The organism is Agromyces cavernae, from assembly GCF_021044935.1.
Classification (GTDB): Bacteria; Actinomycetota; Actinomycetes; order Actinomycetales; family Microbacteriaceae; genus Agromyces; species Agromyces cavernae.
The window spans coordinates 40,474-52,251 of record NZ_JAJNMP010000005.1; the positions used below are offsets into that span (position 1 = coordinate 40,474).

The following is an 11,778-nucleotide window of genomic DNA, read 5'->3' on the forward strand; positions in this document are numbered from 1 at the left end:
CGAACGGCGTCACGCGGCCTCGAGCGCGTGGGCGTCGAGGATCGTATAGCTGTAGCCCTGCTCGGCGAGGAACCGCTGACGGTTCTGCGCGAAGTCCTGGTCGACGGTGTCGCGCGCGACGAGGGTGTAGAAGTTCGCCGACAGACCCGACTCCTTGGGGCGCAGCAGCCGGCCGAGGCGCTGCGCCTCCTCTTGACGCGAGCCGAACGAGCCCGACACCTGGATCGCGACCGTCGCCTCGGGCAGGTCGACCGAGAAGTTCGCGACCTTCGAGACCACGAGCACCGGGGTTCGGCCCTCACGGAACTCCTGGAACAGCCGTTCGCGCTCGTCGACGGGGGTCGAACCGGTCAGTTGCGGTGCGTCGAGCGCCTCGGCGAGTTCGTCGATCTGGTCGAGGTACTGGCCGATCACGAGGATGCGCTCGCCGGCGTGCCGCGCGACGAGTTCTTTCACGACGCCGAGCTTCGCGGGGGCGGTCGCGGCGAGTCGATAGCGTTCGTCGTCGGCGGATGCCGCGTACGCGAGCCGCTCGGACTGCGGGAGGTCGATGCGCACCTCGAAGCAGGCCGCGGGCGAGATGAAGCCCTGGGCCTCGATCTCCTTCCACGGGGCGTCGAACCGCTTGGGACCGATGAGGCTGAACACGTCGCCCTCGCGTCCGTCTTCGCGCACGAGCGTCGCCGTGAGCCCGAGGCGGCGGCGCGCCTGCAGCTCCGCGGTGAGCTTGAACACGGGGGCGGGCAGCAGGTGCACCTCGTCGTAGACGACGAGGCCCCAGTCGAGCGCGTCGAGCAGCGCGAGGTGCGCGTACTCGCCCTTCCGCTTCGCGGTGAGGATCTGGTACGTCGCGATGGTGACGGGCTTGACCTCCTTCACCTGGCCCGAGTACTCGCCGATCTCGTCTTGCGTGAGGCTCGTGCGCTTCAGCAGTTCGTCGCGCCATTGGCGTGCCGACACGGTGTTCGTGACGAGGATGAGGGTCGTGGTCTTGGCCGTCGCCATCGCTCCCGCGCCCACGAGCGTCTTGCCGGCGCCGCAGGGGAGCACCACGACGCCCGAGCCGCCGTCGAAGAAGTTGTCGACGGCCTTCTGCTGGTAGTCGCGCAGGTGCCAGCCGTCCTGCTCGAGGTCGATCTCGTGCGGTGTGCCCGGCGTGTAGCCGGCGAGGTCCTCGGCCGGCCAGCCGAGCTTGACGAGCTCCTGCTTCAGCTGCCCGCGCGCCCATGGCTCGACCAGGAAGCCGGTGTCGTCGAGGCGCTCGGTCAGCAGCGGCGCGATGCGCCGCGCGTTCGCCACCTCGGTGAGCACGGCGAGGTCGTCGGAGTGCAGGCGCAGCCTGCCGTCGTCGGTGCGGTCGATGACGAGGCGGCCATAGCGGCCGACCGTCTCGCGCATGTCGACCGACACCGTCTGCGGCACGGGGAACTTCGCGTATCGCTCGAGCGTGCCGAGCATGTCGTCGGCGTCATGGCCGGCGGCGCGCGCGTTCCACAACCCCAGTCGGGTGATGCGGTAGGTGTGCACGTGCTCGGGTGCTCGCTCGAGTTCGGCGAACACCGCGAGGTCGTGCCGGGCGTCTTCAGCTTGCGGGTGGGCGACTTCGAGCAGCACGGTGCGATCGCTCTGCACGATGAGTGGGCCGTCTGACATAGCGTTCGAGTCTACGCCCGCTCGCTGCGCCGTCACCCGGCGGGCGCGGGTGCGACCGAGGCGATGGCCGAGAGGGGCAGGGTGCGTTCGATGTCGGCCTTGCGATCGCGGGCGCGCAGTCGGCCGTTCGCGACGCTCGCCGGCGCGAGCAGGTAGTCGGCGGTGTCGCCTCCGGGCATGCGCACGGTGACGGTGAGCGTTTCTTTGGCGCGCGCGGCCGCCTCGAGCTGACGTGCCAGCCACGCCTGCTCGGTCGCCTCGCCGCCGGGCTCCTCGAGCACTCGGTCGAGCAGCGCGCTGATCGGGTCGGCCTTGACCGTCACCACGGGTGCGGGTGCGAGCCGGTGCCGGCGCAACCGCACGATGTTGCCGGCGGCGTCTTCGGCGGCCACGGGGTAGCGCGCGTCGGAGAGGGCCCAGAACACGACATCAGGGGTGAACCGTGAGAGCAGCCGGTGCGGCCCGGACTGGCGCAGGCCGATCGACGCGAGCGACTGGTCGACGGCGAGGGTGCGCACGAGCTGCTCGTCGTCGGATCGGATCGACGCCTTCGCCGGGGCATCCGATTCGTCGGCCGCTGCGACGCGCACGGCGCCGAACCGCACGGCCGCTTCGCCGACCAGGTACGCGAGCGGCTGCGGAATCCCGGTGAGCGACAGCCCGCCGAGGAACTCGAGGATCGACTCGGCCGATTCGCCGGCTGCGAGGGCACGGTTGACGGATGCCGCGCTGACGCGATAGGTCGAGGCGAGGTCTCGACCCTCGACGTCGGCGATTCCGCGCAGTCGGGCGTCGAGCGACGGTTCGAGCGGGCCGGGCGAGACGATCGTGAGGTCGTGCTGCAGGTACACCTTGTCGACCTGCGCGGGAAAGTACGCGGCGAGCCGGTCGGCGGCCACGTCGAGTTGGCCGGCGAGCACGAGCCGCCCCGACTCGACGGGTTCACCGGCGACCGCGAGCCCGAGCGCCTCGGCCTCGCCGAGCAGCCGGTCGAGTCCGTCGTCGAGCCAATGCCCGCCCGCCGGGTAGTACCAGCGCACGTCGTCGCGGAGCGCGACCGCAGTGAGCGTGTCGGTGCGGCGCGCGACGAGGTCGCGCAGCGGCGCCGGAATGCGGTCGCGCCAGCACTCGGCGAGGCGCAGCCACCGGCCCTTCGCCGTCTCGAGCGCCCACGTCGCGCCGTGGTCGGATTCGAGCCAGAACGCGCCCTCGCGCGCGACGAGCCCCGCTTCGTCGGCGCGATGGAACAGGCGGGGCAGGTCTTCGAGCGTCGTGCCGCTGGCCTCGGCGAGCCGTTTCGAGTCGGGCAGTGCGAGCCCGCCCTTCGCGAGCTCGCGCGCGGGCTGCGTGCCGAGCTCGGAGAGGAGCTCGGCGGTCGCCGCGACGGTCGCATAGGCGGCCTCGGACGAGCGTCGCTCGAGGATGCTGCGGTCGACCTCGTCGCCGGTGACGAGCACGGGCGGGGCGGGGGCGGCGAGCTCGGCGGCCGACGGGAGGTCTTCGCCGAGGCGCGGCACGAGGCGCGAGGTCAGCGCGACGGGCACGTGCACGCGCCGTTCGGCGACGACGATGAGCAGGGCGCCGCCGAGGCGCTCGAGCAGTTCCTCGGCCCCGGTGATCAGGTCGTCGGATGCCGCGAGCTGGGCCAGTTCGCCGCGGACGTCGTCGACCGTGGTGCCGCCGGCGTTGCCGGCGGCGAGCCCCGCCGCGACCGCGAGCACGGCGAGGCGCCGACGGTCGAGGCGACTGATCGCATGGTCGAGCGAGTCGGGGGAGAGGAGGAGCTCGGCGAGATCGAACAGGTCGTGCACCCCGTTCGGCTCGAACTCGCGCGATTGGAGGGCTGCAGCGAGTTCTTCTCGCGGCAGCTCTCGAAGTCGTGCAGCCAGTTCGAGCATCGTCTCCTGTTCAGCTCGCCCGGGCTCTGGCCTCGCGTGAGCGACGCACCCAGTTCACGACGAGCAGTGCGATGAGCAGCAGGAACCCGATCGGCAGGCCGAACCACGGGAGCATGATGATGAACGGCCAGACGCCCTGGCTGAAGCCGTCGTCGGCCCCGGCCCCGGCCGCGGTGCCGATGATGACCGCGAGGAACGCGAGGATCGAGAGGCCGACCACCGCCGCGAACATGAACGCGAGGACGCGCTCGGCGCGATGTTCGGTGATGGGGCCAGGCTCGGTCACCTCACCAGAATAGGACAGCGCGGGCCGAACCCGCTCGTCCCCACGTGGAACGGCTGCACGGAGGGCGCCGTCCGCTCGGGCGAGCCCGCCGCGAGGACCGTGCTCACCGCCTCGGTTCACGCCGCCGGCAGTGATGCGCCCGTTGCGAGACCGTAGACTGGAGGTCGGACGGGTGCGCCATTTCGGCGCGCCCGGAGACGCGAGCGAGGTCCACACGATGCCCACTGGCAAGGTCAAGTTCTACGACGACGAGAAGGGATTCGGCTTCATCACCTCCGATGACGGCCAGGAGGTCTTCCTCCACGCATCCGCCCTCCCCGCCGGCGCGACCGTGCGCGCGGGCACACGCCTCGAGTTCGGCATCGCCGACGGCAAGCGCGGAGCGCAGGCGCTCTCGGTGCGCGTGCTCGACGCGCCGCCGAGCCTCGTCAAGATGCATCGCAAGCCCGCTGATGACATGGCGGTCATCGTCGAGGACGTCGTCAAGGTGCTCGACGGCATCGGCGCAGACCTGCGTCGCGGCCGCTACCCGGAGAAGTCGAAGGCCCGCACCGTCGCGGCGGTGCTGCGCAAGGTTGCTGACGACCTCGATGCCTGACGCGCCCGGAATCGAGCAGGCCGAGGTCGAGGCGACGTCGGCGCCGGCGGCTGCGCCCGTCGTCGCCGACGAGGTGCTGCTCGCATCGGTCGACCTCGCACGCCGCGCGCTGCTCGAGGTGACCGCACCCGAGACCGTCGGCTCGGTGGTCGGACACGTCGCCGAGGGCGAGCACGTGCTGACCCTGCTGTTCGCCTCCGACCTGTCGGGCTACCCGGGCTGGCGCTGGAGCGTGACCATCGCCCGCGTCGACGACGGCGAGCCGACGGTGCTCGAGACCGAGCTCATGCCGGGCGAGGCGGCGCTGCTCGCGCCCGAGTGGGTCCCGTGGTCCGAGCGCCTCGCCGAGTACCGGGCGGCACAGGAAGCCGCGGCCGCGGCAGCGCGAGAGGACGCTGAGGCCGAGGGCAGCGCCGACGACGAACTGCTCGACGGCGACGACTTCGACGACGAGGACCACGACGACCTCGAGCTCGAGGCCGACGGCTTCGAGGTCGACGACGAAGACCTCGACGACGAAGACCTCGACGACGAAGACCTCGACGACGAAGACCTCGACGACGATGACGACCTCGACGAGGACGACCTCGACGACGACTCCGAGGGCGACGATTTCGGCGCGGGCGACAGCGACGACGAGTTCGACGGCATCGACATCGATGCGCTCGACGACTCAGCCGACGAGGGCGATGACGGTGAGGACGATGACGACCTCGCTCAGTCCGACGAGCCCTCGGCCTGACGCGCCCGCCGCCTGATCACCTGCACTACGAGCAGTCCGACGAGCCCGAGGCCCACTCCGACGGCGGCGGCGATGGCGAACCAGCCGTAGCCGGCCGCTTCGAGCTGCGACTGGAACAGCAGCGACGCCACGAGTGCGACCAGCCAGGCGGCGGTTCCGACGGCGACCGCCTTGCGCGCATCGGCCCGAGCGGGCGCCGGGTCGGGCCGACGCTCCTGCTCGCTCAGCCAGAAGCGCATGCGACTCAGCCGATCTGCTCGAGCACGTAGTCGATCGACGCGGTGAGCGCCCGCACGTCGTCGGGTTCGATCGCCGTGAACGTGGCGACGCGCAACTGGTTGCGCCCGAGCTTGCGGTACGGCTCGGTGTCGACGATGCCGTTGGCCCTGAGGATCGCGGCCAGCCCCGCGGCATCCGTCGATTCATCGAAGTCGATCGTCACGACCACCTGCGACCGGGCGTCGGGCTCGGTGACGAACGGGGTCGCGACCGGTGTGCGCTCGGCCCATTCATAGAGCACCGACGACGATTCGCGCGTGCGGGCGTCGGCCCAGGCGAGCCCGCCCGAACCGTTCATCCAGTCGAGCTGGTTCTCGAGGAGCAGCAGTGTCGCGAGCGCCGGCGTGTTCAGGGTCTGGTTGAGTCGCGAGTTGTCGACCGCGTTCTTCAGCGACAGGAACTCGGGGATGTGGCGATCGCTCGCGGCGATGCGCTCCACGCGCTCGACGGCCGCCGGCGACATGAGCGCGAACCAGATGCCGCCGTCGCTCGCGAAGTTCTTCTGCGGGGCGAAGTAATAGACGTCGAACTGCGAGGGGTCGACCGCGATGCCGCCGGCCGCACTCGTGGCGTCGATCACGGTGAGCGCGCCGGGATCGCCGTCGACCCGGGAGACGGGCGCCATGACACCGGTCGACGTCTCGTTCTGCGGCCACCCGTAGACGTCGATGCCGGCCGCAGCCTGGGGGAGGGCGCGGGTACCGGCGTCTGCCTTGCGCACGTCGGGCGCCTCGAGCCAGGGCGCGGCGGCGGCGGCGGCGAACTTCGCCCCGAATTCGCCGAACGAGGCGAGCTGCGCGCGTCGTTCGATGAGACCGGATGCCGCGGCGTCCCAGAACGCCGTCGAGCCCCCGTTGCCGAGCACGACCTCGTAGCCGTCGGGCAGGGCGAAGAGTTCGCGGAATCCGTCGCGCACGCGACCGACGAGGTCTTTCACGGGCGCCTGGCGGTGGGAAGTGCCGAGGATCGAGGGGCCGACGGCGGCGAGGTGGGCGAGCTGCTCGGGCCGCACCTTCGACGGACCGCAGCCGAAGCGTCCGTCGGCGGGCAGCAGGTCACTGGGGATCACGAGGCTCGGCATGCGACCGAGTCTAGCGAGGGGGTGGTGCCCGGTAGGCTGGATGACGGGCTGCGACGATTCAGGAGGACCCGCGTGACCGATCTGATCGATACGACCGAGATGTACCTGCGCACGATCCTCGATCTCGAAGAAGAGAACATCGTGCCGCTGCGTGCGCGCATCTCCGAGCGTCTCGGGCACTCGGGCCCCACGGTCTCGCAGACCGTCGCACGCATGGAGCGCGACGGCCTCGTCATCGTGTCGGGCGACCGGCACCTCGAGCTCACTCCTGACGGCCGCAGCAAGGCCGTGCACGTCATGCGCAAGCACCGCCTTGCCGAGCGCCTTCTCGCCGACGTCATCGGTCTCGAGTGGGAGTACGTGCACGACGAGGCGTGCCGGTGGGAGCACGTCATGAGCGAGCAGGTCGAGCGGCGCCTCATCGAGATCCTCGGCGGGCCGACCGAGTCGCCCTACGGCAACCCCATCCCCGGGCTCGAAGAGCTCGGGCTGCCCGCCGCAGACCCGTTCCTGCGCGGGGTCGTGAACGTCGTCGACGTGCTCGCCGAACGCGACCAGACCGTGCGCGGCACGGTGCGCCGGCTGGCGGAGCCCGTGCAGTTCGATCCCGAGCTCCTCGCCCAGCTGAAGCAGGCGGGCATCATGCCCGGCGCCGAGGCGACCTTCACCAAGAACGGCGGGTACGTGCTCGTGCAGGTCGAGGGCCACGACGGCGGGCTCGAGCTGCCCACCGAGGTCGCGGGACACATCTTCATTTCCGCGTAATCCGCCGGCCTCGCGCCACACCGTTATCAGGATGTGACATTCGGGCGCAGGTCGCGTACTGTCGTACGAGTCCGCCGGCACGAAGCCAGTCGGCGGAACAGGGTCGAGACGCCTCCCAAGCCCACCTCTCGATCCGGAACCCGTGAAGCGTCACGCGCGCATCCGGTGGGGCGACATCAGTGTCGCGGGGCGACGGAGGTACACGTTTTGGCTCGATTCTCCCGGCGTCGCCCGACAAGGTCACACGCCCGAGGGGCCGCCACGAAGGCGATCATCGCCTCCAAGGCCCCGAGTTCCCCCAGTCCGACCAATCAAGACCTCGCACCGAAGGTCGCCGCGAAGCCGCTTCCGTCGACCCGGCGACTCCGTCGCGGCGGTGTCGCGAACGTGCTCGTGATGGCGGTCGCCGCGGGCATCGTCGGCACCCTCGCGATCCCCGCCTATGCGATGGCGCCCGGCAGCCTCGACCAGCAGTTCGGCGCCACCGACGCGACGAAGCTCACCAAGGCGCAGGCGCAATCGGTCGAGGTCACCGACGACGTCATCGCCGCGCCGATCACCAAGGACGGCTACGACGCCGTCACCGGTGAATCGATCCGCGCGGCCGAGGCCGCCGCGGCTGCGGCCGCCGCCGCCGAGGCCGCACGTGTCGCCGCCGAGGCGGCCATGGTGTCGTATGCCGCGGACTACAGCGGCCCATCGGTCGGTGACTTCCTCGCGAACCCGCCGTACCCGACCTTCGACCTGGCGAGCGTCTACAGCGTCGCGTCGTCGTACATCGGCACGCCCTACGTCTACGGTGGCGCCACGCCCGCCGGCTTCGACTGCTCGGGCTTCATCATGTACGTCTATGCGCAGTTCGGCGTGAGCCTTCCGCACTCGGCCGCCGGTCAGGGCGCCGCCGGGACCCCGATCTCCGAAGCCGACGCACAGCCCGGCGACCTCGTCATCATGCCCGGCCACGACGGCTTCTATGCGGGCAACGGGATGATCCTGCACGCACCCTACGAAGGGGCATCCGTTCGCGTCCAGCCGATCTGGACGAGCGATTACCAGATCGTGCGCATCGGTATCTGAACGATGAACGACGCGTGATACACGCGTTCGAACGGCGCGCCGGGATTTCCCGGTGCGCCGTTCGTGCCTTACCCTGAAACCCTGACGATCCGAGAAACCCGGTAGGGGAGGCCGATGGTCCAGCTGCGCAGCATCCATTCCACGGATGCCCGCGCGCATTTCGACCAACGGCACAGTAGTCAGCCGAGCACGACCCGGGCGAACGCGCCGACGGACACCGTCTTCACGACGGTGTCCGTTTCTTGTTTCCCCGACAGTGCACATCCCCGCCGGGCGGCCGCGATTCGCGCGCGCCGCACCCCGCTCGCATCGCCGAACCGTGCACGCGGCTGGAAGCCATCCAGCCCCGAACGAAGGGCACCACATGCGCACGCTCGTGCTGAACGCCGGATATGAGCCGCTCGCCGTCGTCTCGTTCAAACGAGCGTTACTGCTCGTCATGAACCAGAAGGCAACCGTGATCCTGCACGACGAGGGCAACCCGGTGTGCGCCGCGAGCGGTTCGTGGCAGCGCCCGAGCGTGATCCTGCTCACCCGTTACGTGCGCGCACCGCGTGCGCACCAGGTGCCGGTGACGAGGCGCGGGGTGCTGCGCCGCGACGACCATCGATGCGCGTATTGCGGTCGGTCGGCGGCGACGATCGACCACGTGCTGCCACGATCGCGCGGCGGGCGCGACACGTGGGAGAACCTCGTCGCGTGCTGCCTTCGCTGCAACAACACGAAGAGCGATCGCACCCCCGCTGAGATGGGCTGGGAGTTGCGATTCACGCCCCGCATGCCTCACGGCCGCGGCTGGGTCGTGCGCGGTGTCGATCGCCCGCTTCCGCAGTGGAGCGAGTACCTCGCGATGGCGGCGTGATCGACTCGCCTGCGGGGGACGAGTCGTGACAGCGAGGGTCCCGCTCGCGACAGGCCCGATCGCACCGTGACAATCGCGGGGTCGTGCCCTATCGTGGGACGAGTCCGGAGCACCCCCTGGCTCCGTGACCAGCCAAGCCACTTCGCGCTGGGGTCGACTGCGGCCATGCGCGATGCCCGGAGGTCCGACTGTTGAGCGGTGACGAGACGAACGACGCGACCCGACGCGATCGTTCCGGGCGACGGTCGAGTGCGAGACGAGTCGCCGGCCGCGGCCCCGTGGACCGCGTCGCGTCGAGGGCCCCACGTTCCGCGACCGCTCGCTCCTCCACCACACGGCGCCGCAACGGCCCGACCCGCGTCTTCGCGACGATGCTCATCGTCCCCGCGATGTTCGGCACCGTGGCCCTGCCGGCGTATGCCCTCCTGCCGGGCGGGCCCGGGCACGAGGCATCCGACACCTTCAGCCTCAGCGTTGCGCAGGCTCAGGATGTCGACGTCTCGGCACTCGCGACCGGCGCGCCCCTGTCGGCCGATGGCTACGCCGTCACGACGAAGGCCGAGATCGAGGAGGCGCGGCTCGAGGCCGAAGCCGCCGAGCGCGCGTCGTGGGCGGCAGAGCTCGCCTCGCGCGGCTCCGGCAGTTATGCGGTGTACACCGTGCGTGCCGAAGGCGACGACTATCCGTGGTGGGACCAGTTGCCCGACGACTACGGCGGAGGGCTCTCCCCGCTGCGCTACTACTACCGCGAGTGCGTCGACTTCGTCGCCTGGAGGCTCAACCGCGACGCGGGCGTCACGAGCGCACCGTGGAAATGGGACTGGTCGAACCTCGCGTCGGGCAGCGCATACGCGTGGGCCGACGAGTGGGTGAGCAAGGGATGGCCCACCTCGAGCACCCCGGTCGTCGGGGCGGTCGCGTGGTTCCCCTACAACCACGTCGCCTACGTGCAGTCGATCAACGCCGACGGGTCGGTGAATCTCGAGGAGTACAACCAGAATTCCGACCACTCGTACCACACGCGCACGATCGCCGCAGGAGATGCGCTGTACCTCTACCCACCCGGCTGACCCAGACGCGCCCGTCATTGTCGACGTCGTGGCGAAACCCGGTCGAATCGTTGGACGAGTCGGCCAGTGTGCTCGGAGAGGCCGGTCAATACGGTGGAAGTCATTCCACGGCGGAGACAGGTGATGGTGATGACGCAGCCCTTTGACGAATCACGGCTCGACGAGATCGGGTTCGTCGACGAGCTCACGCCCACGACCTCCGCGATCGTCATTCTCGGGTACAACTGACGGGCTGCTAGGGCATCCGCGCCAGGCAGGCCGGCGCCGGAGTCTCGAGCGTCGCGACCACTTCGGTCGGCACACCGCCGGCGAGCGCGATCACGGCGATCGAGTCCGAGCCCTGGTCGGCGACGAGTGCGAACCGCTCGTCGTACGTGAGCTCGAGGTCGCGCGGGTGCCGCCCGCCCGTCGGCACGGTCGCGACGAGTTCGAGCGTGCGCGCCCCGGCGTCGAACCGCAGCGCACGGAGCGCGTCCGCGTCGCGGTCGCCGACGAGCACGATCCCCGTGCGCGTGAGACGGATGGCGGAGCACCCCAGCCCGCGAGGTTCGACATCTTCGCCGATCGACGACCATGCGACCTCACGACCTACGACGAGGTCGAGGACGCTCGCCGTGCGGTCGAGTTCGTTCGCGGTGATCGCGAAGTCGCCCGCGACGACGAGGTGCCTCGGCCCGGCGCCGGCGTGCAGCACGATGTCGGACGCGAGGTCGTGGTCGAGCGCCGCGGGCAGCCCCGCGAGGCCGAGCACGCGAACACGGTCGGTACCGAGGTCGGGCACGAGCAACCGGCCACGCGCCGAGTCGATGACCGCCTGGTGCGGGTGCGGCATCTGCTGGCGTGCTGCGTTGGGGCCCGTGCCGGTGAAGTCGACGGCGAGCGCGGCGTCGGCCGTGACATCCGGACCGACGGGATGCACCGAAAGGCGACCGCCCGAGTAGTTGGCGGCGAACAGCAGGTCTCCCGACTCCGCGAACGCGAGGTGGCAGGGGTCGGCCGCACCGGTCGCGCCGGCACGCCCGAACGGCGCGACGGTGTCGCCTTCGATCGTCCACGTCGAAACGAGCCCGTCTGCGAGCTCGTGCACGATACCCAGCACCCCGGTGGCGGGCGAGACGGCGAGGAACATCGGATTCGGGCCGACATCGACAGGCTCGCCGATCGTCGCTCGCCCGGCGCCGTCGATTTCGAGCGATCGGATGCCCCGAGCCGGAGATCCCAGCACCCCGAGCGTCGACGCCCCGACCCAGAACCTCGTCGTGTCGGAGGCCGTCTCACCGGTCGTCGTCACGTTCGCCTCCACTTCCCGGTGCAGCACCTCGTTGGGCCACGTGCCGACAGCCGCAGGTCCACGCTATCGCGAGCCGGTAGACTCGTGCGGTCAGCCTCTGTAGCTCAATGGAAGAGCAGCGCCGTCCTAAGGCGAGGGTTGGGGGTTCGAGTCCCTCCAGGGGCACGCGCGGCAGA

At 70.4% G+C, this 11,778-nt stretch carries 12 protein-coding genes and 1 tRNA gene; 7 read left to right on the forward strand and 6 right to left on the reverse strand.

The features are described from left to right. Positions 1-9: 9 nt before the first annotated feature. Genes LQ757_RS18485 through LQ757_RS18495 form a run of 3 tightly spaced genes read right to left on the reverse strand, consistent with a single transcriptional unit; the run spans position 10 to position 3,837 of the window. A complete protein-coding gene (locus LQ757_RS18485) occupies positions 10-1,653 on the reverse strand; it encodes a DNA repair helicase XPB (RefSeq protein ID WP_231048760.1) in 1,644 nt (547 codons plus the stop codon). Positions 1,654-1,685: 32 nt separating this feature from the next. Further along, entirely contained in the window at positions 1,686-3,551 is a 1,866-nt protein-coding gene (locus tag LQ757_RS18490) for a helicase-associated domain-containing protein (RefSeq protein ID WP_231048761.1), read from the reverse strand. Between the two features lie 10 nt (positions 3,552-3,561). Further along, positions 3,562-3,837: a hypothetical protein gene (locus LQ757_RS18495; protein ID WP_231048762.1), complete on the reverse strand. Its 276-nt coding sequence runs from the start codon at positions 3,835-3,837 to the stop codon at positions 3,562-3,564. A gap of 217 nt (positions 3,838-4,054) precedes the next feature. Between LQ757_RS18495 and LQ757_RS18500 the strand changes: the two genes are divergently transcribed. Together LQ757_RS18500 and LQ757_RS18505 are read left to right on the forward strand one after the other, a co-directional pair. Then, on the forward strand, positions 4,055-4,435 hold the full coding sequence (locus LQ757_RS18500; RefSeq protein ID WP_231048763.1) for a cold-shock protein: 381 nt from the start codon (positions 4,055-4,057) through the stop codon (positions 4,433-4,435). Further along, on the forward strand, positions 4,428-5,177 hold the full coding sequence (locus LQ757_RS18505; protein ID WP_231048764.1) for a DUF3027 domain-containing protein: 750 nt from the start codon (positions 4,428-4,430) through the stop codon (positions 5,175-5,177). Before LQ757_RS18500 ends, LQ757_RS18505 begins: the two co-directional genes overlap by 8 nt. On the opposite strand, the gene LQ757_RS18510 is transcribed toward LQ757_RS18505, so the two are convergent. Further along, entirely contained in the window at positions 5,153-5,416 is a 264-nt protein-coding gene (locus LQ757_RS18510; protein WP_231048765.1) for a DUF2530 domain-containing protein, read from the reverse strand. The two genes, LQ757_RS18505 and LQ757_RS18510, sit on opposite strands and share 25 nt — an antisense overlap. Positions 5,417-5,421: 5 nt before the next feature. Continuing rightward, entirely contained in the window at positions 5,422-6,537 is a 1,116-nt protein-coding gene (gene serC, locus LQ757_RS18515; protein ID WP_231048766.1) for a phosphoserine transaminase, read from the reverse strand. Positions 6,538-6,609: 72 nt separating this feature from the next. Here serC and LQ757_RS18520 point away from each other — a divergent pair, with 72 nt between their 5' ends. The 4 genes from LQ757_RS18520 (at position 6,610) to LQ757_RS18535 (ending at position 10,311) form a co-directional block, all read left to right on the forward strand. After that, complete coding sequence (locus LQ757_RS18520; protein WP_231048767.1) at positions 6,610-7,302, forward strand: iron-dependent transcriptional repressor DtxR; 693 nt, start codon at positions 6,610-6,612, stop codon at positions 7,300-7,302. A 396-nt stretch (positions 7,303-7,698) separates the two neighbouring features. Next, entirely contained in the window at positions 7,699-8,379 is a 681-nt protein-coding gene (locus tag LQ757_RS18525; protein ID WP_231048768.1) for a C40 family peptidase, read from the forward strand. A gap of 364 nt (positions 8,380-8,743) precedes the next feature. Continuing rightward, the gene (locus LQ757_RS18530; protein WP_231048769.1) at positions 8,744-9,241 is read left to right on the forward strand and encodes an HNH endonuclease; all 498 of its coding nucleotides are present in this window, start codon (positions 8,744-8,746) and stop codon (positions 9,239-9,241) included. 389 nt (positions 9,242-9,630) lie between these two features. Continuing rightward, the gene (locus LQ757_RS18535) at positions 9,631-10,311 is read left to right on the forward strand and encodes a CHAP domain-containing protein (protein WP_231048770.1); all 681 of its coding nucleotides are present in this window, start codon (positions 9,631-9,633) and stop codon (positions 10,309-10,311) included. Between the two features lie 235 nt (positions 10,312-10,546). On the opposite strand, the gene LQ757_RS18540 is transcribed toward LQ757_RS18535, so the two are convergent. Further along, a complete protein-coding gene (locus LQ757_RS18540) occupies positions 10,547-11,602 on the reverse strand; it encodes a lactonase family protein (protein ID WP_231048771.1) in 1,056 nt (351 codons plus the stop codon). A 93-nt stretch (positions 11,603-11,695) separates the two neighbouring features. Here LQ757_RS18540 and LQ757_RS18545 point away from each other — a divergent pair. Beyond that, a tRNA-Arg gene (locus LQ757_RS18545) sits at positions 11,696-11,767 on the forward strand. Positions 11,768-11,778 lie beyond the last annotated feature (11 nt).